At 63.1% G+C, this 23,563-nt stretch carries 21 protein-coding genes; 8 read left to right on the top strand and 13 right to left on the bottom strand.

The window, feature by feature from the left end; genetic code table 11:
* From mrdA to AC5IJH_RS08430, 5 genes are all read right to left on the bottom strand, one after another.
* A complete protein-coding gene (gene mrdA / locus AC5IJH_RS08450) occupies positions 1 to 2,091 on the bottom strand; it encodes a penicillin-binding protein 2 (RefSeq protein ID WP_491902377.1) in 2,091 nt (696 codons plus the stop codon).
* Between the two features lie 13 nt (positions 2,092 to 2,104).
* Positions 2,105 to 2,614: a rod shape-determining protein MreD gene (gene mreD, locus AC5IJH_RS08445; protein ID WP_491902376.1), complete on the bottom strand. Its 510-nt coding sequence runs from the start codon at positions 2,612 to 2,614 to the stop codon at positions 2,105 to 2,107.
* Positions 2,615 to 2,625: 11 nt separating this feature from the next.
* Positions 2,626 to 4,008: a rod shape-determining protein MreC gene (mreC, locus tag AC5IJH_RS08440; protein ID WP_491902375.1), complete on the bottom strand. Its 1,383-nt coding sequence runs from the start codon at positions 4,006 to 4,008 to the stop codon at positions 2,626 to 2,628.
* An 80-nt stretch (positions 4,009 to 4,088) separates the two neighbouring features.
* On the bottom strand, positions 4,089 to 5,153 hold the full coding sequence (locus AC5IJH_RS08435) for a rod shape-determining protein (RefSeq protein ID WP_491902374.1): 1,065 nt from the start codon (positions 5,151 to 5,153) through the stop codon (positions 4,089 to 4,091).
* A 360-nt stretch (positions 5,154 to 5,513) separates the two neighbouring features.
* Positions 5,514 to 5,867: a hypothetical protein gene (locus tag AC5IJH_RS08430; RefSeq protein WP_491902373.1), complete on the bottom strand. Its 354-nt coding sequence runs from the start codon at positions 5,865 to 5,867 to the stop codon at positions 5,514 to 5,516.
* Positions 5,868 to 6,107: 240 nt separating this feature from the next.
* Here AC5IJH_RS08430 and AC5IJH_RS08425 point away from each other — a divergent pair, with 240 nt between their 5' ends.
* Positions 6,108 to 6,890, top strand: a complete 783-nt coding sequence (locus tag AC5IJH_RS08425; RefSeq protein WP_491902372.1) for a glycosyl hydrolase 2 galactose-binding domain-containing protein — start codon at positions 6,108 to 6,110, stop codon at positions 6,888 to 6,890.
* On the top strand, positions 6,833 to 8,734 hold the full coding sequence (locus AC5IJH_RS08420) for a beta-mannosidase (RefSeq protein ID WP_491902371.1): 1,902 nt from the start codon (positions 6,833 to 6,835) through the stop codon (positions 8,732 to 8,734). The genes AC5IJH_RS08425 and AC5IJH_RS08420 overlap by 58 nt, the downstream gene beginning before the upstream one ends.
* Positions 8,735 to 8,804: 70 nt before the next feature.
* Here the strand turns inward: AC5IJH_RS08420 and AC5IJH_RS08415 are convergent, their stop codons facing one another.
* On the bottom strand, positions 8,805 to 9,515 hold the full coding sequence (locus AC5IJH_RS08415) for a general stress protein (protein ID WP_491902370.1): 711 nt from the start codon (positions 9,513 to 9,515) through the stop codon (positions 8,805 to 8,807).
* Positions 9,516 to 9,548: 33 nt separating this feature from the next.
* Positions 9,549 to 9,878 (bottom strand): BON domain-containing protein, encoded by a 330-nt coding sequence (locus tag AC5IJH_RS08410; protein ID WP_491902369.1) that lies wholly within the window; start codon positions 9,876 to 9,878, stop codon positions 9,549 to 9,551.
* Between the two features lie 330 nt (positions 9,879 to 10,208).
* On the opposite strand from AC5IJH_RS08410, the gene ypfJ reads away from it, so the two are divergent.
* Positions 10,209 to 11,051: a KPN_02809 family neutral zinc metallopeptidase gene (gene ypfJ, locus AC5IJH_RS08405; protein ID WP_491902368.1), complete on the top strand. Its 843-nt coding sequence runs from the start codon at positions 10,209 to 10,211 to the stop codon at positions 11,049 to 11,051.
* A 7-nt stretch (positions 11,052 to 11,058) separates the two neighbouring features.
* Here the strand turns inward: ypfJ and AC5IJH_RS08400 are convergent, their stop codons facing one another.
* Positions 11,059 to 11,226 (bottom strand): hypothetical protein, encoded by a 168-nt coding sequence (locus AC5IJH_RS08400; protein WP_491902367.1) that lies wholly within the window; start codon positions 11,224 to 11,226, stop codon positions 11,059 to 11,061.
* 226 nt (positions 11,227 to 11,452) lie between these two features.
* Here AC5IJH_RS08400 and AC5IJH_RS08395 point away from each other — a divergent pair, with 226 nt between their 5' ends.
* On the top strand, positions 11,453 to 12,949 hold the full coding sequence (locus tag AC5IJH_RS08395) for an aldehyde dehydrogenase family protein (RefSeq protein WP_491902366.1): 1,497 nt from the start codon (positions 11,453 to 11,455) through the stop codon (positions 12,947 to 12,949).
* A gap of 47 nt (positions 12,950 to 12,996) precedes the next feature.
* Complete coding sequence (ald, locus tag AC5IJH_RS08390; RefSeq protein ID WP_491902365.1) at positions 12,997 to 14,112, top strand: alanine dehydrogenase; 1,116 nt, start codon at positions 12,997 to 12,999, stop codon at positions 14,110 to 14,112.
* Positions 14,113 to 14,180: 68 nt separating this feature from the next.
* Here the strand turns inward: ald and AC5IJH_RS08385 are convergent, their stop codons facing one another.
* On the bottom strand, positions 14,181 to 14,927 hold the full coding sequence (locus AC5IJH_RS08385) for a hypothetical protein (RefSeq protein WP_491902364.1): 747 nt from the start codon (positions 14,925 to 14,927) through the stop codon (positions 14,181 to 14,183).
* 207 nt (positions 14,928 to 15,134) lie between these two features.
* On the opposite strand from AC5IJH_RS08385, the gene AC5IJH_RS08380 reads away from it, so the two are divergent.
* On the top strand, positions 15,135 to 17,426 hold the full coding sequence (locus tag AC5IJH_RS08380; RefSeq protein WP_491902363.1) for a sensor histidine kinase: 2,292 nt from the start codon (positions 15,135 to 15,137) through the stop codon (positions 17,424 to 17,426).
* Positions 17,423 to 18,778 carry a sigma-54-dependent transcriptional regulator gene (locus AC5IJH_RS08375; protein ID WP_491902362.1) on the top strand — a complete coding sequence of 452 codons (1,356 nt, stop codon included), beginning with the start codon at positions 17,423 to 17,425 and terminating at the stop codon, positions 18,776 to 18,778. Before AC5IJH_RS08380 ends, AC5IJH_RS08375 begins: the two co-directional genes overlap by 4 nt.
* Positions 18,779 to 18,784: 6 nt before the next feature.
* On the opposite strand, the gene era is transcribed toward AC5IJH_RS08375, so the two are convergent.
* The 4 genes from era to AC5IJH_RS08355 form a co-directional block, all read right to left on the bottom strand.
* A complete protein-coding gene (era, locus tag AC5IJH_RS08370; protein WP_491902361.1) occupies positions 18,785 to 19,837 on the bottom strand; it encodes a GTPase Era in 1,053 nt (350 codons plus the stop codon).
* A gap of 24 nt (positions 19,838 to 19,861) precedes the next feature.
* Entirely contained in the window at positions 19,862 to 21,148 is a 1,287-nt protein-coding gene (locus AC5IJH_RS08365) for a hemolysin family protein (RefSeq protein ID WP_491902360.1), read from the bottom strand.
* Positions 21,145 to 21,627 (bottom strand): rRNA maturation RNase YbeY, encoded by a 483-nt coding sequence (gene ybeY / locus AC5IJH_RS08360; RefSeq protein WP_491902359.1) that lies wholly within the window; start codon positions 21,625 to 21,627, stop codon positions 21,145 to 21,147. The genes AC5IJH_RS08365 and ybeY overlap by 4 nt, the downstream gene beginning before the upstream one ends.
* A 109-nt stretch (positions 21,628 to 21,736) precedes the next feature.
* Positions 21,737 to 22,750: a PhoH family protein gene (locus tag AC5IJH_RS08355; protein ID WP_491902358.1), complete on the bottom strand. Its 1,014-nt coding sequence runs from the start codon at positions 22,748 to 22,750 to the stop codon at positions 21,737 to 21,739.
* A 489-nt stretch (positions 22,751 to 23,239) separates the two neighbouring features.
* On the opposite strand from AC5IJH_RS08355, the gene rpsT reads away from it, so the two are divergent.
* Complete coding sequence (gene rpsT / locus AC5IJH_RS08350) at positions 23,240 to 23,515, top strand: 30S ribosomal protein S20 (RefSeq protein ID WP_491902357.1); 276 nt, start codon at positions 23,240 to 23,242, stop codon at positions 23,513 to 23,515.
* Positions 23,516 to 23,563: the final 48 nt, after the last annotated feature.

Genomic DNA, 23,563 nt, shown 5'->3' with positions numbered 1-23,563 from the left:
CTATCGAGTTCCTCCCGCGGCCGGTTTGGTCATCGGTCGCCCTGCCGCATCGATGTAGAAGTGACCGCCGCGCTCACTGCCCGGAGCGCCAGGCTTACCCTTTGCCGAGGTGCGCAACGGCCGGCCACCCATTGCGTCTGGAGCTGAGGGATCCGACCAGATCGCTCCAACCTCGGTCGGCCGGCCAGCAGGCTTGGCAGGAGTCGTCGACGCGGGCTGCGCCGGAGACTTCGGCTGCGACGCAGGCTGAGCCTCTCCCGGTGCGGCTTCGACGATGTTGTGCTCCAGCCGGCGGTGCTTGTTCACGTAGGCCTGGATCACCTGCGCCGCCAGTACGGACGAGCCTGCGCCCCAGCCGCCGTGCTCCCACAGCACCGCGACCACGATGTCTGGATTGCGACGGGGAGCCACACCGACGAACCAGGCATTGCTTCGCGTGCTCACGTCCTTCGATACGGACTTGGCGCCGAAACTGTGGTTGACCACCTGCGCCGTGCCGGTCTTGCCTGCGAAGTCGACACCTTCCAGGTGCGCTGCGTGCGCAGTGCCACTGGCGGAGGTCACGGCGGCCATGCCATCCGTGATGCGCTCCCACGTCTCTGTCGAGATGGGCACGTACGAATCACCTGCGCCCGGATAGGAATCAACAATGGCCTGGCGGAAGTTGGGCGTGAGCTGATCCTGCAGCATGACGTGCGGCCGCCGCAGGTAGCCGCCCGAGGCAATGCCCCCCACCGTCCGCGCCAGTTGTACCGGCGTGACCGCGGTGGCGCCCTGGCCGATGCCGACCGAGATCACCTCACCCGCGTACCACTTCTCGTGGTAGTTCTTCAGTTTCCACTGCTCCGAGGGCACTACGCCCGACGCTTCGTTCGGCAGGTCGATCCCTGTCTTCTGTCCCAGCCCGAGCGCGTGCGCCCATTTCGCGATCGGCTCAATGCCCAGCCGCTGCGCGAGCGTGTAGTAGTAGGTATCGCAGGACACGGGTATGGCATTGTCGATGCTCACCGCGCCGTGCCGCGCGTCGCAGGCGAAGAAGCGTCCATAGAAGTTCGCTCCCCCGGTGCAGTTCACTCGGAGATCCTGCGCAACGTGCTCCTGCAGCCCGGCCACTGACATCACCAGCTTGAACGTCGAGCCGGGTGCAAGCTGATCCTGAATCGCCTTGTTCATCAGCGGATGGTTCGGATCGGTGATCAGCCGCGCCCACGTATCTCGCTGAATGCGAACCGCGAAGTCGTTCGGGTTGAACACAGGATGGCTGACCAGCGCCAGCACCTCGCCCGTATGTGGATCCATCGCCACCATGGCGCCGTTGCGATCGCCCAGTGCGAGCTCCGCCGCACGCTGGATGTCGAGATCGATGCTCAGCTTCAGGTCTGTGCCTGGGATGGCGCGCTCATACCCCAGTCGCCCAACCTCGCGGCCGTGGCTGTCGACCAGCACGTCACGCGATCCATCAGTGCCACGCAGCAGCGCGTCGTAAGTCTCCTCCACACCTGACCGCCCGACAACATCGCCCGGCTCGTAGTAGGCATAGCGCGACTGGTTCAGCATGTCCTCGCTGACCTCGCCGGTGTAACCAATCAGGGCCGCGGCGAAACCGTTGCGCGGATACAGGCGGCGCTGCTCGTCAATGGTCTCGAGCTCCGGCAGTTCATCGCGATGCGCTTCGATGAACTCCTTTTCGTCCGGCGTGATGTCGCTTTTGAGCGGGATGGGCTGGTATTTCGGGCTGCCACGGTACTTGGCCAGCACTGCACGGATCTGATCGACAGGCATGTCGAGGCCCCGCGCGATACGGGGCAGGTCGGCTTCGAGTGACTGCGCCTGATCCGGCACCAGAAAGCAGGACACAGACGGATAATTGTCGACCAGCAGACGGCCTTCGCGGTCGAACAAGCGTCCGCGCGGCGCCAAAATCGGCACCTTCCGGATGCGATTCGCCTCCGCAAGCTCGCGATAATTGGTGGCGCCCAAGATCTGCAACCGCCACAGTCCGGTAATCAGGACCGCAAGTACGGCGACGATGGCGTACTGAATCACCGCCAGCTTGATCGCGGGGACCTTCTCCTCATGCATGCCTGGCATGTGGGCCTCCCGCTCAGTCCCGCAACCGTGTGCGATCGAGCACTGCGAACAGGACAACGCCGAGCACCACGTTGATTGCCGCACGGAGCACCTGGTGCATCCAGCTCCACAGCAGCGGCTCGGCGATCAGGTGGCGCACGATCACCAGGTACAGAAAGCGATCGAGCAGGGTGAAGAGGAAGATCATGATCGCCCGTGTCAGCGGGTTATCGACGTCGATCTTCACGCCGATCGAGGCAGCAAGGAAGCCGACGATCGTGTTCGCGATTCCGTGGATGCCGATCGGCCGGTGCGTCACGCCGTCCTGCAACAGACCGACGATGGCGCCACTGATAGTGCCGCCGATGGGGCTGCGCCGCGAGACCGCGAAGTAAATCACGACCAGCAACGGCAGGTCAAAGACATCCAGCCGTGGGTAGCGCAGCGGCAGATACGCCTGCAGAAACACGGCGAGCAGCGGTGCTGCGAACAGAATGGGCCACGGGAACTCCTGGATTTCCAGGTCCCGCCGAGAACTTGCCATCAACGTCGCCATTACTGGTGTTGCTCCCCGCTCGCCCGCGTTGGCGTGATGGCTGCCCTGGTCTTTTCGGCAGCGGTCTTGTCTGCAGCAGCCTTTTCAGCAGCGGCCTTCTCCGGTCCCATCAGCGGCTTATCCGGACCGGTCGCCGTGCCGGGAATGATGAAGCTCTCCTGCTGTGCGTGGGGCACAGGCTTCGGCGTCGTGCTGGCCGGCGTTTCCGCCCCGTCGATCGCTGCGGCAGGGCGGCGCGGCTTCGGACGCACGACCTGTGCATTGTCCGGCGGCGCCACATAGACAGCCTTGCCGGGCGTCAACTGCGTGGCCGCGGGAACCTCACCCGGCGAGAAGCGGTCCACATGGGCTGCAGCCAGCGGCTTCAGCGGCGGCAGGTCAATGACATCGGCTTTCTTTCCGTCGGCCTTGGGAGCACTCGGATCCGTCAAACCGGGCAGCTTCTCTGCGAGCACGTCGGAGGCGCGCTGCATCTCTGCGGCTTCGGCGCCAGCGGCTTCGCTCTTCGCGATGTCGCGCTGCGCAGGCGCAGGTATCTGGTCACTGGTCTCGGTCACCACCAGAACCTCTTCGAGGTGCTGCAGGTTCGCGGCCGGTCTAATAACGACGCTCACATACGGCTCGTGCTCGGGGTCGTTCACGACCTCTTTCACGGTGCCGACCGAAAGACCGCGAGGAAAGATCTGGTCGCCGCCGCTGGTCAAGACGCGCTCGCCCGCCTTGATGCGTTCATCCGGCAGCACATCGATGATCTGCGGCTGTCCGTACGCATTGCCGCGCAGCACGCCGCGGAGCCGCGTCTGCTCCAGCAGCACGCCCGCCCCACTGGTCTGATCGTTGATCTCAAGCACCTGGGCGGTGTGCGGGAAGACGTCCTTCACCTTGCCCACGATGCCGTCCGGCGTGATCACCGGCTGATCCTGCTTCAGGCCGTCCTTCGAGCCCTTATCGATGTAGAGAATGCGAGACTGGTCGCTGCCGGCGGTGCCGATCACCTGCGCAGGCACGGTCTTCGCGATGTACTTCTCGCGAAACGAGAGCAATGACTGCAGCCGCTTGCCCTGGCGCGCATCTTCAAGCAGCGCAGCCTGCTCCAGCCGCAACTGCTCTACCTGGCCACGCAGCGCGTCGTTCTCTTCACGCGCGTGCCGCAGATCGACATAGCTGCCCCAGAAGCCGCGCACTCCCGAGCCGGTGTGCGACATGACCTTCTCCGGCGGAGACATCATCGCCACTACCCAGTACCGCAGCAGGCGCACGCCTTTGCCATCGCCGGTCTTCGCGGCCGGCGTCCGCACCTGCACGGCGAGACCCAGGAACTGCAGGATCAGCACCGCCGAGAGAACCATGATGTTCTTGTAGCGCTCGAAGAAGGTGTCCATGGTCCGTCACATCCAGCAGTTACACATCACCGACATAGGCAGAGGCCCCGATCCAACGTGGCAGCGCATCCCGACCCCGATTACTCGATCTTGATCTTGCGCAGCAGCCGGAAGTCCGACAGCATCTTTCCGGTCCCCAGCACGACGGACTTGAGCGGATCGTCAGCGATCGAGACGGGCAGGCCGGTCTCCTCGCGGATGCGCTTGTCCAGGTTCTTGATCAAAGCGCCACCACCAGTGAGCACAATGCCGCGGTCGCTGATGTCTGCCGAAAGCTCCGGCGGGGTGCGTTCGAGTGCCACGCGGATCGCATTCAGAATCACGGCGATGCACTCGCCCAGCGCTTCGCGGATCTCCGAATCGTCGATCGTGATCGTCTTCGGCACGCCTTCGATCAGATTGCGGCCCTTGATCTCCATCTGCAATGGCTTGTCCAGGGGATACGCCGAGCCGATCTCCATCTTGATCTGCTCTGCCGTGCGCTCGCCGATGAGCAGGTTGTACTTGCGCTTGAGGTAGTTCATCACTGCCTCATCCATCTGATTGCCGGCCATGCGGACCGACCGCGAGTACACAATGCCGGAGAGCGAAATCACGGCGATATCGGTCGTGCCGCCCCCGATATCGACGACCATGTTGCCGCTCGGCTCCGTAATGGGCAGCCCGGCGCCGATCGCGGCCACCATCGCCTGCTCCACAAGGAACACTTCGCTGGCCTTGGCGCGGTAGGCCGAATCTTCGACCGCGCGCTTCTCGACCTGCGTGATCTCCGACGGCACACCAATCACGATCCGCGGATGCACCAGCATCTTGCGGTTGTGCGCCTTTCGGATGAAGTAGTTAAGCATCTTCTCGGTGACTTTGAAGTCGGCGATCACGCCATCCTTCATCGGCTTGATAGCGACGATGTTGCCGGGGGTGCGGCCAAGCATCTCCTTGGCCTCGATCCCGACCGCCTCGATTTCGCCGGTGTTCTTGTTAATAGCCACGATGGAGGGTTCGTTGACAACGACCCCCTTACCTCGGGCATACACCAAAGTGTTGGCCGTGCCCAGATCGATGGCCAGATCCGACGAGAACACGCTGAAGAGCGATCGCATGCCATGCGAGCGCGAAGAACGCGAATGAAATCCGTTACTTGCCATCGGAGCGGCCTGTCTAGTCTTCCTTGCTTATGGAATCTAGTACGGATTGTAAGGGAGCAAAATTGAACGCGCCTATGACACAAAGGTGGTTCCCGCAAAGTCAACCTGCGGGTTACCTACCCCCTTTCGTCATTGCCGACTGGCATTCACCCTCCCGAAACGGCACTCCAGGGCGCCACGATGCATACCAATCCGGGACTGCGGAGGGTACCGCCGTTTGTGCAGGGCTCAATCGCTGCTTGCACTTACAGGCTTTTCTAAGCGGAATATCAGTTCCGTCACCCACCGCGACGGCGGCTCCTTCGCAGCGCAAGGCCGGCCTTACAGTGAAGCGGAGGCCGGCCTTGCGGGTCCTCTTCTTTACTTCTGTACGCGGGTGTTGTGCTTGTCACGATAGATACGGCGCGATTCCTGGTTCTGCTGGTGGTGGATCGTCTTGCGGTCCTGCCTCGTCAGGTGACCGTTGTCCTGAGCGCGCATCGCATGCTCCTCGTGATTGATTGCGACCTCCTGCTTCTCCAGGTGCTTGGTCTCCCCTGCTGTCAGTTGGCCGCTCTTCACACCATTCGCGATGCGGTCCTGCTGCTTCTCCTTGCGCTGGTGGATGTTCCAGTCGTGCTTGCCGGGTGTCGGGGTCGGGGCAGCAGTCTGCGCATAGACAGCGAAGGGCGCGAGGACGAGAGCGGATGCAAACACTACGTGTGTGAGTTTCATGATTCCCTTCTTCTCCTGGCGGCTTTCTGCCGCTCGTGCATGCTGAACCCACCCTAAGCGAGCAAGTTTCGCGGCCCCGTTCGACTTTCGGGGGATCGCACGGTACGGACGCGCACATCAGCAGCCAAAATGTGGCCTGCCAGTGAAGGCACGGACGGTCACGCTGCTCCACCCGAAGTACAATTGCGCCGTGTTCGCGGCATACCCGGAGAACGCCCCAACCCCTTCACGAGAGACTGCATGTCATCGTTACGTTTCGTTCGTCTGCTGTTCGTTCTGGCCCTCGCTGGTATCGTTCTCAACGTGGCGCACGCTGCCCCCCGCACCAGCACGGAGCTGAACACCGGCTGGCAGTTTCGGCAGCGCCTTGCTGAAGGCGCTGCCGCCGCGTCGGCAAGCAGTGCGGGCGATTGGCGCCCGGCCACGGTGCCAGGAGATGTGCACCTCGATCTGCTAGCGAACAAGCTGATCCCCGATCCGTACTACCGCGACAACGAAGCCAAGCTGCAGTGGATCGGCGATGCGGACTGGGAATACCGCACCACCCTGAACGTGACGGCGGCGACACTCGGCCATCAGCATCTGGATCTGGTCTTTGACGGTCTCGATACCTATGCCGAGGTCTCGCTGAACGGCCACCTCGTGCTCACCGCAGACAACATGTTCCGCGGCTGGCGCGTCGACGCAAAGCCATGGCTCAAGCCGGGCGCGAACGAGTTGACGGTCGTCTTTCCGGCGATTGCGAAGGAAGCACAGCGCATCGCTTATGCCGACAAGTGGCAGGGGCAGACGCCTGCGGCCGCGAAGAGCTACATCCGCAAGGCTGCCTACGAATACGGCTGGGATTGGGGCCCAACCTTTGTCACAGCCGGCATCTGGCGCGCCGCACACCTTGAGACCTGGGACGCGGCCGCATCGAGAGTCTGTATGTTCGCCAGCGCGAGATCACGGCATCCGTCGCACGCGTGGACGCTGAGGTTGACGTCGTCGCGTCGGCATCAGGAAGTAGTACAGTCACTGTAGCGTGGGAGGGTAGCGGTAAGCGCCACGAGCAGAAGGTGCAGACGACGCTCGTCGCCGGCCACAACCATATCGTGGTGCCGAGCGAGATCGCCGATCCCGCCCTCTGGTATCCGGCGGGCTACGGCGCACAGCCTCTTTATACATGGACCGCGAAGGTCGGCAGCGAAGACACCGCGACCACGCGCACGGGACTGCGCTCCGTCGTGCTGCGCCGTGACAAGGACCAGTGGGGCCGCTCGTTCGAGTTTGTCATCAACGGCGTACCGGTCTTTGGCAAGGGTGCGGATGTGATTCCGTTCGACTCGTTCCCCTCGCGGGTCACGACCGCACAGTACCGCCGCATCCTCCAATCGGCGCGCGATGCCAACATGAACATGATTCGTCACTGGGGCGGTGGCTATTACGAGACGGACGAGTTCTACGCGATGTGCGACGAGCTCGGCATCATGGTCTGGCAGGACTTCATGTTCGGTAATGACTGGCAGCCCGGCACTTATAGCTTCCGCGAGGGAGTCACGAAGGAAGCCGAGTACCAGGTGACCCGCCTGCGCAATCACCCCAGCATCGTGATCTGGTGCGGCAACAACGAAACAGAAGAGTCGCTGGGCTGGGCGAAGAACAAGATCTTCACCGGGCTCGACGCCAAGGGCCAGACGCGCGTGTGGCAGGACTACTTATTGCTTTTTGACGAAACGTTGCCGCGCGTGGTCGTGCAGCTCGATCCCGCAACACCCTATTGGCCAAGCTCACCCAGCGCCAACTACGAAGACGATCTCGCCCCGGGTCAGGCCTCCGGCGACATGCATGACTGGAGCGTGTGGCACGGCCGCGTGCCCTTCTCTACTTATGAAGAGCACCATCCGCGCTTCATGACCGAGTATGGCTTCCAGTCGTTCCCCGAGATGAAGACGATTGAGGCCTTCACCGAGCCTGCCGACCGCACCGGCATCTTCACACCCGTCATGCTTGCGCACCAGAAGAATGACGAAGGCAACTCGATCATTCACGACTACCTGCTCAAGGACTACACGGAACCGAAGGACTTCCCGTCATTCCTTTACGTGAGCCAGGTGCTGCAGGCAGAAGGCATCAAGATCGGCGCAGAGCACCTGCGCCGCGAACGCCCTCGCACCATGGGGTCTATCTATTGGCAGCTGAACGACTGCTGGCCGGTGGCGTCGTGGGCCTCCATTGATTACTACGGACGCTGGAAGGCTTTGCAGTACTATGCGCGCCGCTTCTACTCACCCGTCCTGGTCTCACCGCATCTTGAGGACGGGGCGGCCGCGGTGTACATCGTCTCTGACCGCACGAGCAAAGCCACCGGACAACTGCGAACGCGGTTGATGAAGTTCGATGGCACCGTGGTGAGCGAGAAGACTTTGCCCGTGGAGGTTCCGGCTCTTTCGAGTGAGGTGTACCAGACGATGCCGCTCAGCAATCTCGTGCCGAACGGCACGGACGCAGCTTCGGTCTTCCTCGATGCCGAACTGACGATCGACGGCCAGGTGGTCTCACGCAACATGGCTTATCTTGTGCCCACGAAGCAGGTGCAATTACCTGCGACGATGGTGCAGGCAGATGTGCAGCAGACTGCGGGCGGCTACACCGTGCGCCTCACCTCGCCGGTGCTGGCTCGCGACGCGTATTTGAGCTTCGGCTCGCTGGATGTTGACGCCTCGGACAACTACGTCGACCTGTTGCCGAAGCAGCCGGTTGAGATCACGCTGAAGACGTCGGCATCGCTCGATCAGGTGAAGCAGCAGATGAAGGTCATCTCGCTGGTGGATGCTTTCGCGCCGGGGCAGATTTCTGCTGCGCCATCCGCATCGCCTGCTCAGTAGCGGGTGCAGTAGCCAAACAGAAGGCGCTCCTCGATGAGGAGCGCCTTTTCATTTCAACGATGCTGACAATTTACAGATCGCGCGGCCGTACCGGGGCTGCCGGCTCGTCTACCACCGCGTCGTCGTAGGTGCGAGTGACACCTGCGGACGTGCCCGGGGTAGTGCGGTTGACCACGACATCTTCACGATCGACTCGACCGGTTTCGGCGCGCCGCAGGTCCGTGGTGCGTTCGTGATCGCTGCCCATGGTATGCGTGCTCACACCCTTCTCGCCCGAGGAGGAAATGTCTTCCGCGCCTGTCGCCTTCAGCACTTCCTTGGCGCGCGAGATCTCATCCGAACTGTCGCAGTGCACCGAGACGAGAATGCCACCATCCTTCACGCGGCCTTCGTAGCGCTTCGCCTCGTATTCCGGAATGCCCATACCAACCAGCAGGCCGACGAGGCCGCCCACAACGCCGCCCGCGCCCAGACCCGCGAGCGTACCCATGATCGGACCTGCTGCGATCAGGGGACCGACGCCGGGAATGGCCAGCGCACCGATGCCTGCCAGCAGGCCGAGTGTGCCGCCGACGGCGCCGCCCAGGACGCCACCTGTTGTCGCGCCTTCAGGCGCCTTCGTGTTCTTCTCGGCGGCGAAGTCACGTGAGCCGCGCTGGTCCGCCATCAGGACCGATACATCCTGGTTCGAAAATCCCGCTGCGACCAACTGATCCACTGCCGACTCGGCCGCAGAACGTGTGGGATAGATGCCGAAAGCTGCTGTATTTTTTCCTGCCATAATGATTTTCCCTTCTCAGAGCAGACTGGTGCGTCACTGCTTGACGGTGAGTTGATCGGTGACCTTGTCCTGGCCACCGGCTGCCTCGGCCGCCTTGGAGGCGATCGTGGTCTTCTCTTCCTGCGACTTCACAGGACCTTTCAACGTGACCATCCCGTTGCGGGTAATGATCTTCACGTTGTGTCCATAGGTAGAGATCGATTTATCTGACACGATCGATTTGCGAATTTGCTGCGTCATCTCGCGATCGGAGGTAGCCTCCGACTGCTGATCCGCGGTGCGGCTGTGAGCCTTATTCTTGGCTGTGTTGTCCGGCTGGGTTGCTGCCGGCGTGCTCTGGTCCTGAACTGCGTAAGCCGGCAACGCAAGCGATAGCGTGGAAGCAGCCAGCAGTCCGCACAAAGCGGCCGGAAGAAGACGGGATGATCTCACGGGGGACCTCTGGATACGGGGAATGCGCCGCATTCACAACTGCGACGGTTACGTGGAGGACGGGCGCCCAAGCGCCTCAGGGTTTCCCTCACTTTGTTGGAAGCAATCGCCCCAGTATGGGTGGTACGCGCGTGCGAACAACCAACGGTGCCGCAGTTGCCTGCAAGTTCACGAAATTGAGCTCACGTAAGATGACCGCGCCTGCATTCATCCACTTCCAACAATGCAAAGGCAACATCTCAGAGGGCAGAGGAGTACCGGATGGACTGGACACCAGGAGGGCTGAGCGGCGACGTTGAAGACCGGCGCAGTTCGGGCGGCGGCGGCTTTGGGTTCGGCGGAGGTGGACTGGGTATTGGCGGCCTGCTTCTGCTGCTCGTCATCAGCCTGATCACCGGACGCAATTTCATTGGCGCTTATCTGCTGGGCAACGGCGGTGTCACGCATACCGCGCCGGCAGCACCGCCGTCCGCGGATGAGCAGCGCTCTGCCCAACTCGTGTCATTTGTTCTTGATGACACACAGAAGACGTGGAGCCAGATACTGCCGAACTATCGCCATGCACGGCTGGTGCTCTTCCGCGGAGCAACCTACTCAGGCTGCGGATCAGCGCGAGCCGCCACGGGCCCGTTCTACTGCCCGCAGGATGAGAAGGTCTACATCGATCTCGGCTTCTGGAATGACCTGCGCCGCTTCGGCGCCTCGGGAGACTTCGCCCAGGCGTATGTAGTCGCGCATGAGATCGGCCACCACGTGCAGAAGATCGTCGGGACCGAGCAGAAGGTGGAGCAGTTGCGCGACTCAAACCCGGAGGCCGGCAACAAGCTATCGGTGGCGGTCGAACTGCAGGCCGACTGCTACGCCGGCGTTTGGGCGCACAGCACGGAGCAGCGCAACATCGTCGATCGTGCCGATGTGCAGCAAGGCCTGCAGGCAGCCGCAGCGGTTGGAGACGATCATCTACAGAAGATGACGCAGGGCTACATTGCGCCGGACAGCTTTACGCATGGCACGTCGCAACAGCGCATGCAGTGGTTCGAACGCGGGCTCGACAGCGGCGACATGCGGCAGTGCAATACGTTTGCCAGCCGCGACGCGGAGTAGAACCTGCTCAGATCCGCTTCAACACGCGGCCGGGCAGCAGGACAACCCCCGAGATGAGCTCGAGCACTCCATGCACGGCGATGCCCACGACGTGAAACGGCAGCAGCAGGAGCCAAACGAGCGGATAGAGCACTGCCGCCAGCAGTGCAAGCGGCCAGCAGAACACCAGAAGCACACACCAGAGTAGGAAACGCACGACTTTTCAGCCTCCCAGACAACAGCGCCCAGACGACAGCTCCCCAACAAGCCCCAGGGCCGTTCCATCAAGGGGCAATCAGAGATACGCGCCCTGTGCCTTCGCGGTTCCAAGCCGCGGTCCGGCGAGCCGATTGGTGCTCTTGTCCCGGCTCGGCTATGCTCAACTGTTTGGCCAAACCTCTCTCCCTCCCTAAGGACCGTCCATGGCATCGGTGAAGACGTATGGCAATTTAATCGCGGGCAAGATGCAGCCAGCCCGCAGTGGCAAGACGTTCGAGAACCTGAACCCCGCAGACACTCACGATGTGATCGGCGTATTTGCCGCCTCCGACGCCGCGGATGTCGACGCAGCGGTCGAGGCGGCAAGCCGCGCCTACCAGACCTGGCGTCTGGTTCCGGCACCCAAGCGTGCAGAGATCCTCTACCGCACTGGCGAGCTGTTAATGAAGCGCAAGGAAGAGTTCGCGCGAGACATGACCCGCGAGATGGGCAAGGTGTTGCGCGAGACACGCGGCGACGTGCAGGAGGCGATCGACACGGCCTTCTATATGGCCGGAGAGGGCCGTCGGCTCTTCGGCCAGACGACGCCTTCGGAGTTGCAGAATAAGTTCGCGATGTCCGTACGCATGCCGGTCGGCGTCTGCGGCATGATCGCGCCGTGGAACTTCCCGATGGCCATTCCATCGTGGAAGATCTTCCCCGCGCTGGTCTGCGGCAACACCTGCGTCATCAAGCCGGCAGAGGACACACCGCTCTCCACCTTTCATCTCGTCGAGATGCTCATGGAGGCCGGACTGCCCGTGGGTGTCGTGAATATCGTCACCGGCTTCGGTCCGGAGGCAGGTGCGCCACTGGTTGAGCATCCCAAGGTGCGCGCCATCTCCTTCACCGGCTCGAGCGAAGTGGGTCGCATCGTCGGGCAGGCAGCAGCAGGCCGCTTCAAGCCATGTTCGCTTGAGATGGGTGGCAAGAACGCCATGATCGTCCTCGAAGATGCGAACCTAGATCTCGCCATCGATGGCGCAGTGTGGGGAGCCTTCGGCACCAGCGGTCAGCGCTGCACCGCAACCAGTCGCGTCATCGTCGATAAGCGTGTGGCCGGCGTGTTCACGGAACGGATCGGCGCGCGGGCACGGGCGCTACGTGTCGGCAATGGGCTTGAGGAGACGATGGAGATGGGGCCGCAGATCAATCGGCAGCAGATCGAGACCTCAACCCGCTACACGAAGTCTGCGCAGGAAGAGGGCGCCACGCTGGTGCAGGGCGGCGTCGCCTTGAGCGAGGGCACGCACGCACGCGGACACTTCTTCGCGCCCACCGTCTTCGCGAAGGTGAAACCCGGCATGCGCATCGCGCAGGAAGAGGTCTTCGGCCCGGTGCTGAGCATCCTCGAATGCGACGGCATTGAAGACGCGATCCAGATCGCGAACGGCATCGAGTACGGCCTGTCGACTGCTCTCTATTCGCGCGACGTGAACAAGGCCTTTCGCGCGATCCGCGATCTCGAAGCGGGCATCACCTACATTAACGCTCCCACCATTGGCGCGGAGGTGCACCTGCCCTTTGGCGGCGTGAAGCAGACCGGCAACGGACACCGCGAAGGCGGCACCGGCGCTCTGGATTTCTACACCACCTGGAAATCGGTTTACATCGATTACTCGGATAAGCTGCAGCGCGCGCAGATCGATAACGCAGAGTAGAGTTCGCGGCTGCTTGCCTCTACTCACAATTTCGTTCAGGAGAATGCATGATCATCGGAGTTCCAAAGGAAGTCAAAGATCACGAGAGCCGCGTCGGCATCACCCCTGCCGGTGTGCGCGCCCTCTCGGAAGCCGGGCACAAGGTGCTGGTGGAGACGCACGCCGGCGAGCTCTCTGCCTTCCCTGACGACGAGTACCAGGCCGCCGGCGCGGAGATCGTCGGCTCGGCGCACAATGTCTGGGCCAACGCCGACATGGTGGTCAAGGTTAAGGAGCCGGTCGAGAAGGAGTATGTCTTCTTCCGTCCCAGTCTCACGCTCTTCACCTATTTGCACCTTGCGCCGCTGCCAGCTTTGACGGACCAGCTGCTCAAGAACAAGGTGACCGGCATCGCGTACGAGACGATCCGCGACCGTAGCAACACGCTCCCGCTGCTCACGCCCATGTCTGAGGTTGCCGGTCGTATGTCCGTGCAGGTCGGCGCGAACTATCTGGAAAAGGAGCGCGGTGGTCGCGGCGTGCTACTCGGCGGCGTTCCAGGTGTGCCGCCCGCGAACGTCTGCATCATCGGCGGCGGCATCGTCGGGACCAATGCAGCCAAGATCGCGCTCGGCATGGGAGCGAAGGTTACGCTGGTCGATCTGAACCTCAATCGGCTGCGTGAGCTCGACGACATCTTCGGCGGTCGCGTCTTCACGCTCGCGTCCAACTCCTACAACGTCGCACACGCGACGCGCGAAGCCGACCTCGTCATCGGCGGCGTCCTCATCCCCGGTGCGTCAGCGCCAAAGATCGTCACCGAGGCCATGGTGTCGAAGATGAAGAAGGGCGCAGTCATCGTCGATGTCGCTATCGACCAGGGTGGCTGCATCGCGACCGCACGCCCTACCACGCACAGCGATCCCTCTTATGAACTGCATGGTGTGGTGCACTACTGTGTAACGAATATGCCGGCCGCGGTGCCGAACACCTCAACGCTCGCGCTCACCAATGCCACCTTCCCCTACGTCATGCGCATCGCGCAGCACGGACCGAAGCAGGCGATCGCCAGTGATGCGGGCCTGGCGGAAGGCGTGAACACGTGGGACGGCACGCTGACCTGCATACCGGTCGCACAGTCGCAAGGCAAGCCCTACCGCGCTCTCAACGAACTGCTCACCTGATCGCGCCTCGACAGACAAGAAAAGAGCGTGGCCGCGGCCACGCTCTTTTTGCTTCGGCGCAGGATCGTTTACCGCGTAACTGTGACGCTGTTGCGCAGCGTAAACGTCATCGGCGACTCCGCGCCGATAATGACCTGCTTGTTGCCGGTATAAGCGCCTGCCGCAGTGCCCGCGCCGCCGCCAGCCAACGCCCCAATCAGCGCACCCTTGCCGCCACCGGCCAGACCACCGATCAGCGCGCCAGCGCCAGCGCCGCCGCCGATAAAGCCGGCCGTCCGCTTGCCCTTGCCGGAGATGCTGCGCGTCCAGACGCTCGAATCTACGGGCATGCTCTGCCCATTGACACGGAGAGCGGTAAGCCGCAACGACAGGATGGCTGCGCCCTTAAAGCGCCCACGCGAGTTAGCATCCGTGACTTCACCGCTGGCCGATGATCCTTCCGCCACCAGCGTCTTCCCCTTCACCGCGATCTGTGAGGTCACCGTGGCATTGAACGAGTCACCCACATGCGCGGTCTGCGAGCTTAGGCTCTGACCCAGCCGCACCGTGACACGCGTCCCAGCGGGGATCGTGTAGCTGACCGGTGCGGCTGCTGCCGCAGGGGCCGAGGCCATCTGTCCTGCCGACTGCGCCCCTCCGGCCGACGTCGACGGCGCGGGCGTGCTCGGCATCGGTGTCGCCTGCCCGGACTGCGGCTGCGCTGCCGCCGGCTGCTCCGGATTCTGCTGCGCGGGCTGATTCTTGTTGCAGCCCGAGACGAGCAACAGCATCGAGAGCGAGATGGGAAGGGTCAGGTGCATCAGCTTGGTGTGCATCGTAGCGTCCTCTTCTATAGGTCACAGCGTCCGTACGAAGTTGTCACCACAGATGTCCGGATCGCGTCCCTAAGGATGCCACACCCTTGTAAGAAATTGACCAAAAAGTCAGCACATCCATTTCACACAATCCGGGCATGCCTTCCGCGCAACCTCCGCGCCTATAATCACGTGTTTACGGAATCTACGATCGGGGTGAGTAGGTCTGTGCTTCGCAGCCGCCGCATGACCGTGCTTCTGCTCGCCATCTGCGTCGCCCTGGTCGGCATCCTGCTGCTCGCACTTAACGCCTTCAATCTTCGCTTTCTCGATCCGCACGACAGTAACGGCGTCTTCCTCTTTACCGCGCTCACCATCCTTGTCTTCCTGCTTCTGGTGGTGCTGGTCGTCCTGCTCTTCCGAAATGTGCTCAAGATGTATGGCGATGGCCGGAGCCGCCTGCTCGGATCGCGCATCCGCACCCGCCTGCTCAGCGGTGCGCTCATCCTCAGCTTCGCGCCCACGCTGTTCATGTTCCTATTCAGCTATCTCCTGCTGAACCGCTCCATCGACCGCTGGTTCTCGCACCCGGTCGCGCAGGTGCGTGAGGATGCAACACGGGTCGCGCTCGAGCTGTCGCACTATGCCGCGGAGAATGCCCGCTCGGAAGCGGAGGCCATCGCCAGTTCTCCCGGCCTGGAGCGCAACTTGCGCCGCAAAGACACCGCTGCTGCGCTGAATATCGTGCGCAGCCACCGACTCACTTTGTCCGGCGGCTTCGTGATGATCTACAGCGACGGCACGCCGGTGGTGCAATACGCACTGCCGCACGGCGCGGCCGCCGAACACGTCAGCATGCGCTCGTGGATCGACGACGCGGATATGGCGCGTTCCACCGGCACAAGCACCCTGCCAGAGCTGGTGCTGAGTGCGGCTCGGCGCAGCGATGAGCCGATCCTTTCCGCCGGTGAAGCAGAATATGTGCTCGGCACCTCGGCCACGCCCTCCTCGAGCCTGGTGGTGGTCGGGCTCCCGCTGCCCGCAGGTCTGTCCCGCACCGTCAGCAGCATTCGCTCTGAATCCGACAGCTATTGGGAGCTGTTCCGCAATCGCAATCGCGTGCGCGGCACCTACTTCCTCCTGATGTTGCTGCTCACAGCGCTCACCCTGTTCGCCAGCAGCTGGCTCGCGCTCTACCTCGCCAAGCAGGTCACGCGTCCGGCGGAGACGCTGGCTGAAGCCATGGAGCAGATCAGCGCCGGGCACTACAGCCATCGCGTCACTCTCGGCGCGACCGAGGAGTTGGGCGAGGTCATTCACTCCTTCAACGCGATGGCGGCGGATCTGGAGCAGAGCCGCGCACTTGCCGAGACATCGTCGGCGCAACTCTCCGAAGTGAATCGCGCACTTGCTGACCGGCGTCGCGAACTCGAGCTGATCCTCGACACCATCCCCAGCGGCGTGGCTACGCTCGACAGTCAGCTCTGCGTGCTGCTCTCGAATCGCGCCATGCTCGACCTGCTCGACCTGCACACCAGCGTGCCGCACGTGGAGCGTGCGCTCGCTGACCTGCCGCTCGATGTCGCGTTTCCACCAGCCATTAGCGAGGAGGTGCGCCGGCTGCTGCGACGCAGTCAGCGCATGCGCATCGCCGGCTCGGAGATCGACTTTGCACGCCCCAGCGGCTCCCGCCGGCTGGCGGTCACCTTCGCCGTGCTGGACCAGCCGCATCAGCGCCGCGGCTACATCCTGGTGCTCGAAGATGTGACTGAGGTGCTGCGCGCGCAGCGGCAGGCCGCGTGGAAGGAGGTGGCGCAGCGCGTCGCGCACGAGATCAAGAACCCGCTCACCCCGATCTCGCTCAGTGCGGAGCGCATCCGCCGCCATACCGACCGGCCCACGCCCGACTCGCCCTCCGTGATCACACACTGCACCGACGTGATCCTCAACTCAGTCGAGACCGTCAGGAACCTCGTGGATCAGTTCGCCGCGCTTGCGCAGTTCCCTGTCTCATCGCCGCTTCCCGTCGATCTCAACTCCATCGCGGATGCGGCGTTGATGATCTTTGCCGGCCGGATGGATGACATCCGCGTGGAGCGCCGTTTCATGCACGACCTGCCTCCCGTCATGGCGGATAAGGAAGCGCTGCGGCGCGCCATCGCCAACCTCATCGACAATGCCGCCGAGGCGATGCAGGGCACGCTGCATCGCCAACTCACGGTCATCACCGGCGAAAACGCCAGCCGCACCATGGCAGAGATCATCGTCGCCGACACTGGACCCGGCGTGACCAGCGATATGCGTGAACGGCTCTTTCTGCCCTACTTCTCCACCAAGCAGCGCGGCACGGGCCTCGGGCTCGCCATCGCGTCGAAGATCGTGCAGGAACACCAGGGCACGATCCGCGTCGAGGACAATCAGCCCGCAGGCGCACGCTTCATCATCGAGCTGCCATTCGCCGACGCCATGGATGGCAGCAGCGCCATGCCTTCGCCCGCCTCGTTGGAGCTACCCTCGTGAGCCATGTCCTGATCGTCGACGACGAGGCAGAGATTCGCGACTCCCTCGGCGCGATCCTTGCCGAAGAGGGCTACACCGTGACCACTACCGCGACTGCCGGCGAGGCGCTGGTGCTGATGCGCGACGCCAGCTACGAGGCGGTGCTGCTCGACATCTGGCTGCCGGACCGCGACGGCATGAGCGTGCTCCAGGACATCCGCCAGTTTGAGAGCGAGGTGCGGCCGGAGGTCATCATCATCTCCGGCCACGGCACCATCGAGAGCGCTGTGCGCGCCACCAAGCTGGGCGCATTTGACTTCCTCGAGAAGCCGCTCTCGCTCGAGCGCACTCTGATTCTGCTCAAGAATGCGATCGAGGCGCGCCGGCTCCGCTCAGAGAATGAAGAGTGGAAGCGGCAGTCCTCGCCTCGTGCCCGCATCTCTGGCGAGAGCGTGCCGATCAAGGCGCTACGGCAGCAGATCCGGTTGATGGCGCCTACAAATGGCCGCGTGCTCATCTTCGGCGAGTCCGGTTCCGGCAAGGAGCTGATTGCGCGCGAAATCTACGCGGAGAGTTTGCGGCGCGAGGGACTCTTCGTCGAGCTGAACTGCGCCGCGATCCCTGAGGACTCGATCGAAACGCAGCTCTTCGGCTATCGTCACGGCGCGGTGCCCGGCGGACCACCAGAGAAGCGGGGCACCTTGGAGCGCGCGAACAACGGCACACTGTTCCTCGACGAGATCGGCGACATGAGCCTGAAAACCCAGGCCAAGGTGCTGCGCGCGATGGATGAGCAGCGCTTCACGCCGGTCGGCACCACGCAGCCGGTGAGCGTGGATGTCCGGATCATCGCTGCGACGAACAAGAACCTCGAAGAGGAGATCGCGCGTGGTAACTTCCGCGAAGATCTCTTCTATCGGCTAAACGTCATCCCCTTCTACGTGCCACCCCTGCGCGAGCGACGCGAGGATATCCCGATCCTCGTGCGCGAATTTCTCGCCGAGTTCGGACGCGAGTACGGTCGTCCGCGTATCGAGATCAGCGACGATGCGATCGCCACATTGAAGCAATATCAGTGGCCGGGCAATGTGCGGGAGCTGCGCAACCTGGTTGAGCGGTTGGTCATTCTGAATCCGCAGGTCACACGCATCGACCGCAAGCATCTGCCGATGCTGGTGCATCGGGATCCAGGCCGCCTGGCCGCGGACTTCAACTCGCTGCAGGAGGCGCGCAACGCTTACGAGCGCGACTTCATCCTGAAGAAGGTGGATGAGTGCCACGGCAACATGAGCCGCGCCGCAGAGGCGCTGGGGCTGGACCGCACACACCTCTACCGCAAGATGAAGGCGCTCGGCATCAGCGCACGCGAGTAGCTCACGTCAGCTCTTGTCCGGCGACTCGTCCTTCGGCTCTTCGCTGTCTTGGTGACTTGCCAGCTCGGTGATCTGCTTGCGCCAGTCCAGCGACTCGACAAAGCCGCGCGACTCACGCCAGTTCTCTTCGACAATCACGTGAAGCTCGAGGAAGACGCGCGTGCCTAGCAGCGACTCGATCTCTTTGCGGGCCGATGCCCCGATGCTCTTCAGCTTCGAGCCGCCCTTGCCGATCAAAATCGCCTTCTGCCCCGAGCGCTCGCAGTAGATCGCTGCTGCGATACTCGTCACTGGCAGCTTGCCGTCCTTGCGTGGCCGCGCATCCACAGGCGGCTCCTCGAAGCGCTCGATCACCACGGCAGATGCGTACGGCACCTCTTCGCCCGTCTCCATCAGGATGCGCTCCCGGATCAATTCCGCTACAAGGAAGCGCTCCGGCTGATCGGTGTATTGCTCGGGCGGGTAGTAGCGCTGGCCCTGCGGCAGCCGGCTGACAATCTCTTCCAGCAGGCGCTCCAGCCCGTCGCGCTTGCGTGCAGACAGCGGCACCACCGCGGCGAAGTCGTGCAGCGCACTGAGGCGCGCAATCAACGGCAGCAGCGTCTCGCGATCGATCAGGTCGATCTTATTGATCGCGAGAATCACCGGGCAGTCCAGCTTGCGGACCATCTCGAGAGCGAACTGGTCTTCTGTGGAGCCGCGGCGATTGCCCTTCTCGACAGGTTCGCCCTCGCTCTCCAGTCGCAGCTCGCGAGTCGCATCGAGCATCAGGATCACGAGGTCGCGCTGGGCGAGGGCTTCGTGCACCTCCTGCATCATGCGGCGGTCCAGTTGCGTGTTCGGCTTGTGTACACCCGGCGTATCGACAAACACAATCTGCGCCGCGGGTGACGCATGCCGTCCCTTGCGCGCCGGCACCTCCACTACGCCCTGGATACGCGTACGCGTGGTCTGCGGCTTCGCGGTGACGATCGCCACCTTCTCGCCAGTCAACGCATTCAGCAGCGTGCTTTTGCCCGCATTCGGGCGGCCGATGATTGAAACAAAGCCGGATCGCAACAGTAGGACTCCTCCTCTGCGATCCTACGCTGCCGGCGTCTCAACGGCGGAGATGCGCAGCCGCTCCACGCGGCGGTCCGTTGAGGCAAGCACCTCCAGCCGCGTCTTGCCCACCACGATCACCTCGCCTGCCATCGGGATCCGGCCGGCGACTTCACTCACCAGTCCGGCTACCGTCGTGGCCGCGAAATCGCCGTCCCTCAGCGCCTCATCTCCGGTCAGTGCCTCGAGCGACTCGAGTTCGAGCGTGCCCGGCACCACCCAGACACCCTCGCTCTCCTGCGTCGGCTGATGGTCTTCGCTGTCGGCCTCGTGCTCGTCCGTAATCTGGCCAACGATCTCCTCCAGCAGGTCTTCAATCGTCACCAGTCCCGACACGCCGCCGTATTCGTCGATCACTACACGCATGTGCTGCTTCTCCCGTTGCATCTCGCGCAAGAGATCGTCCACCGGTTTGGTCTCGGGGACGAAGGCAGCGGGCCGCTGCAGGCTGGCGACGGTGCGCCGCTCTGCGTCTTTATCCGCCACCTGCAACAGATCGTGTGAAAAGACGATGCCAGTGATGTTGTCGAGCGTGCCCTCGTACACGGGGACGCGCGAAAAAGGACGTGACTCCAGCATGCCGAGAAAGTCCGCGAGCCTGGTCTCTGCCGGGACTGCGAAGACGGACGGCCGCGGTGTCATCACTTCGCGAACGACCTTGTCTCCGAACTCGACGGCCGAGCGGATCAGGTCGCGATCGCTCTCCTCGAGGATGCCCTCCTCCTCGCCGGCTTCGATCAGTGCATCGACAGCATCGCCGGGATCGGCGGCCTCCTCGCGCTTCTCGGGCTGCGCCAGCGACACGATCGAGAGCAGGAACTCGAGCGACAGCTCCACTGGAAGCACGAGGAAAAAGCAGAGGCGCAGCAGCCACCGCCAGCGCAGCACCCATGCACCCCGGGTACGCGTGAAGAATGCATAGGGCAGCAGCCGGCTGAAGATCAGGACAACCAGCACGATCGCAAGCCCCGCTTGCAGCACGCCGACCAGCGTGGGCGGTCCCACCTCACCCTCGCGGCCAAACAGGATCGCGCCGATGATGAGCACGATTGCGGCAAGCGAGAGCTGCGCAAGCACCGCGGCGCACAACGCCAGCCGTGACCGCGAGAAGCCGAGCGTGGGTTCGATCTCCTGCTCCCACACCTCCATGTTGTCCTGGAACTCGCGCGAGAGAAACTTGCCCAGCTCGGAGTAGAGGCGATCGACATACGCCGCCAGCGTATGAATCATCAGCAGCACAAGGATGAGGCCGAAGTAGAGCCACTTCATCGCGCTGCCGCCTTCTTTGCCTTCACCGGCCCGGTCGTCCGCTCAATCAGGCCAGCGGGTAAGCCAAGCTGCCGCCGCAGGCGCTGCTCGCGGCGACGCATCGCGCCATCGTCGGTCTCGTGGTCGTAGCCGGCGAGGTGCAGCAGTCCGTGCAGTAGCAGGATGCGGATCTCCGTGTCGAGTGTGTGGCCGCGCTCCGTGGCCTGTCGCATTGCGATGGGGAGCGAGATCACCAGATCACCAGCGATGCCCTCACTCTCCGCCGATGCAGGGAACGAAAGCACGTCGGTCGTCTTGTCCTTGCGGCGATATTGGCGGTTCAAGGTGCGGACCGTGTCATCGCCGGCGATCAGCACACTAATCGCGCCGTCGAGGCGGATCGCCGCGAGCGCCTCGCGCAAGAAGGTGGCAAGCGCGCGTCGTCCAGGACGCGCTGCGCGCGGTAGCTCTGCTTCCACGCCCGGTTCATACACGATCATCGTTCGATCAGCTCGCCTTGCTGCCGGAGTGGGAAAACAGAAGAGGAGGGCCGCGACCCTCCTCTTCTGCGTCTACCGAAGCCGGTAGCCATGATTGTACCGGGCAGTCTTACTGCGGCTTGGCTGCAGGCTGCCTCGCGCCTTCGGCCATGCCCAGCGGCAGCTCCGCCTGCTGACGACCGAAGCTGTCGTAGGCTCGGATGATGCGCTGCACCAGGTGGTGGCGCACCACATCGCCGTCCTCGAAGTGAATGAAGCGGATGCCGTCGACCCCCTTCAGGATCTCCATCGCCTCCAGCAAGCCGGAGCGCCGCGGGTTTGGCAGATCGATCTGCGTCACATCGCCCGTGATGATCGCCTTTGCGTTGTTGCCTAGGCGGGTCAGGAACATCTTCATCTGCTCGCTGGTGGTGTTCTGCGCCTCGTCCATGATGATGAACGCGTCATTTAGTGTGCGGCCGCGCATGAAGGCGAGCGGTGCTACTTCGATCACGTTGCGCTCGATCATCTTGTCGACCCGCTCCTGATCGAGCAGGTCATAGAGTGCGTCGTAGAGCGGGCGGAGATAAGGGTCGATCTTCTCCTGAAGGGTGCCGGGCAGGAAGCCGAGCCGCTCACCGGCCTCAACCGCAGGACGTACCAGGATGATCCTGCTCACCCGCTTTGCCATCAGGGCGGAGGCGGCCATCGCGACGGCGAGATAAGTCTTTCCGGTGCCGGCGGGGCCGATGCCGAACACCATGTCCGCCTGTTCGATCGCTTCGACATAGCGCTTCTGATTGACGGAGCGCGGCTGCACCATGCGCTTGATGCCGCCCGCCGAGCGCTGCTTCCCGCTCTCGACCAGGGACTTCAGGGACACGCTCGGGTCGGCGGCCACGATCTTCAGAAGGCTGTTCAGCTCGCCATTCTGCAGGCTCACGCCGCCTTTGCGCAGTTGTTCGTAGTCGGAAAAAATCCGCTCCACGCAGGCCACGCTCTCCTCTGGGCCGGAGACATGGACAGCGTCCGATCGGAGATCGATCCGGGTTTGCAGCTTGTCTTCAAGCAGTCTCAGATTTTCGTCGCGGGTCCCGAACAGGGCCTCAATGTTAGGCGTGATGTCGAGCGCTTTTCTGATCAAGCGGAGAATGGACCTCCTGCGACCCCATGCGTCCTCAGAAGCCAAGGGGCTGCGGCTGCGTGCGTGGTAGTGGCTTTCGTGGACGGGGAGACAGGCTGCCTGGGCATCACATCGGCGCACTCAGGATGGACGTTTGGCCGCCCTGCCCGGTGCTCTCCGCGATGGAAAATCCCTCGGATGCGCAAAGACTAGCCCCTCCCGCCTGGAGCGTCAACGATCAAAGTGATGAATGTTTCTCAACACTCCGCGATATCGGGAAAGAGCTCCTCGTGCGTTCTCCAATCCCGCTCCAGACTCCTTTTTGGATGCACATGCCCGTCCTCGGATGCAGTCCACCAGGCCCCGGTCAACGCCGGATTGACCCGTTCAAGCGCCCGCAGGTACACTAAGTGCTTGCGGCGGATGCGGCGTGGGTCCAACCGTGTGCATCGCCTGCAACTCCTGGACATAGCTCCAGAGATTTCCAACAGGTTCTGAGCAAGGAAGCAGATGGCTAATCACGTTTCATCGCTGAAGCGCGCCCGTCAGACGGAGCGCAAGACCACGGTCAACCGCGCCAACAAGAGCCGCGTCCGTTCCAGCCTGCGAGCACTCCGTGAGGCTCTGCAGAAGGGCGATGCCCAGGGCGTCGCAACCCAGTATCGCGCCACAGTCTCCGCGCTCGACAAGAGCGTGCAGAAGGGCATCCTGCACAAGAACACCGCGTCGCGCTACAAGAGCCGCCTCAATGCGCGCGTGAAGGCCATCGTCACCAAGGCCGCCTAGCAGCGCCGGGCGGCACCCCGCCGCCCCGGTCAACACCGACAGTCCCGC

The organism is Candidatus Dedyshia acidiphila, from assembly GCF_051025295.1.
Taxonomy (GTDB): domain Bacteria; phylum Acidobacteriota; class Terriglobia; order Terriglobales; family Acidobacteriaceae; genus KBS-83.
The sequence above is the reverse complement of the archived record's forward strand: the minus strand, read 5'-3'. Positions and strand labels throughout refer to the sequence as shown.

What these genes read in the sequence shown, in the direction of transcription:
- mrdA (WP_491902377.1), bottom strand. Translation starts at nt 2,091, where the DNA reads ATGCCAGGCATGCATGAGGAGAAGGTCCCCGCGATCAAGCTGGCGGTG.
- mreD (WP_491902376.1), bottom strand. Translation starts at nt 2,614, where the DNA reads ATGGCAAGTTCTCGGCGGGACCTGGAAATCCAGGAGTTCCCGTGGCCC.
- mreC (WP_491902375.1), bottom strand. Translation starts at nt 4,008, where the DNA reads ATGGACACCTTCTTCGAGCGCTACAAGAACATCATGGTTCTCTCGGCG.
- AC5IJH_RS08435 (WP_491902374.1), bottom strand. Translation starts at nt 5,153, where the DNA reads ATGGCAAGTAACGGATTTCATTCGCGTTCTTCGCGCTCGCATGGCATG.
- AC5IJH_RS08430 (WP_491902373.1), bottom strand. Translation starts at nt 5,867, where the DNA reads ATGAAACTCACACACGTAGTGTTTGCATCCGCTCTCGTCCTCGCGCCC.
- AC5IJH_RS08425 (WP_491902372.1), top strand. Translation starts at nt 6,108, where the DNA reads ATGTCATCGTTACGTTTCGTTCGTCTGCTGTTCGTTCTGGCCCTCGCT.
- AC5IJH_RS08415 (WP_491902370.1), bottom strand. Translation starts at nt 9,515, where the DNA reads ATGGCAGGAAAAAATACAGCAGCTTTCGGCATCTATCCCACACGTTCT.
- ypfJ (WP_491902368.1), top strand. Translation starts at nt 10,209, where the DNA reads ATGGACTGGACACCAGGAGGGCTGAGCGGCGACGTTGAAGACCGGCGC.
- AC5IJH_RS08395 (WP_491902366.1), top strand. Translation starts at nt 11,453, where the DNA reads ATGGCATCGGTGAAGACGTATGGCAATTTAATCGCGGGCAAGATGCAG.
- ald (WP_491902365.1), top strand. Translation starts at nt 12,997, where the DNA reads ATGATCATCGGAGTTCCAAAGGAAGTCAAAGATCACGAGAGCCGCGTC.
- AC5IJH_RS08385 (WP_491902364.1), bottom strand. Translation starts at nt 14,927, where the DNA reads ATGCACACCAAGCTGATGCACCTGACCCTTCCCATCTCGCTCTCGATG.
- AC5IJH_RS08365 (WP_491902360.1), bottom strand. Translation starts at nt 21,148, where the DNA reads ATGAAGTGGCTCTACTTCGGCCTCATCCTTGTGCTGCTGATGATTCAT.
- ybeY (WP_491902359.1), bottom strand. Translation starts at nt 21,627, where the DNA reads ATGATCGTGTATGAACCGGGCGTGGAAGCAGAGCTACCGCGCGCAGCG.
- rpsT (WP_491902357.1), top strand. Translation starts at nt 23,240, where the DNA reads ATGGCTAATCACGTTTCATCGCTGAAGCGCGCCCGTCAGACGGAGCGC.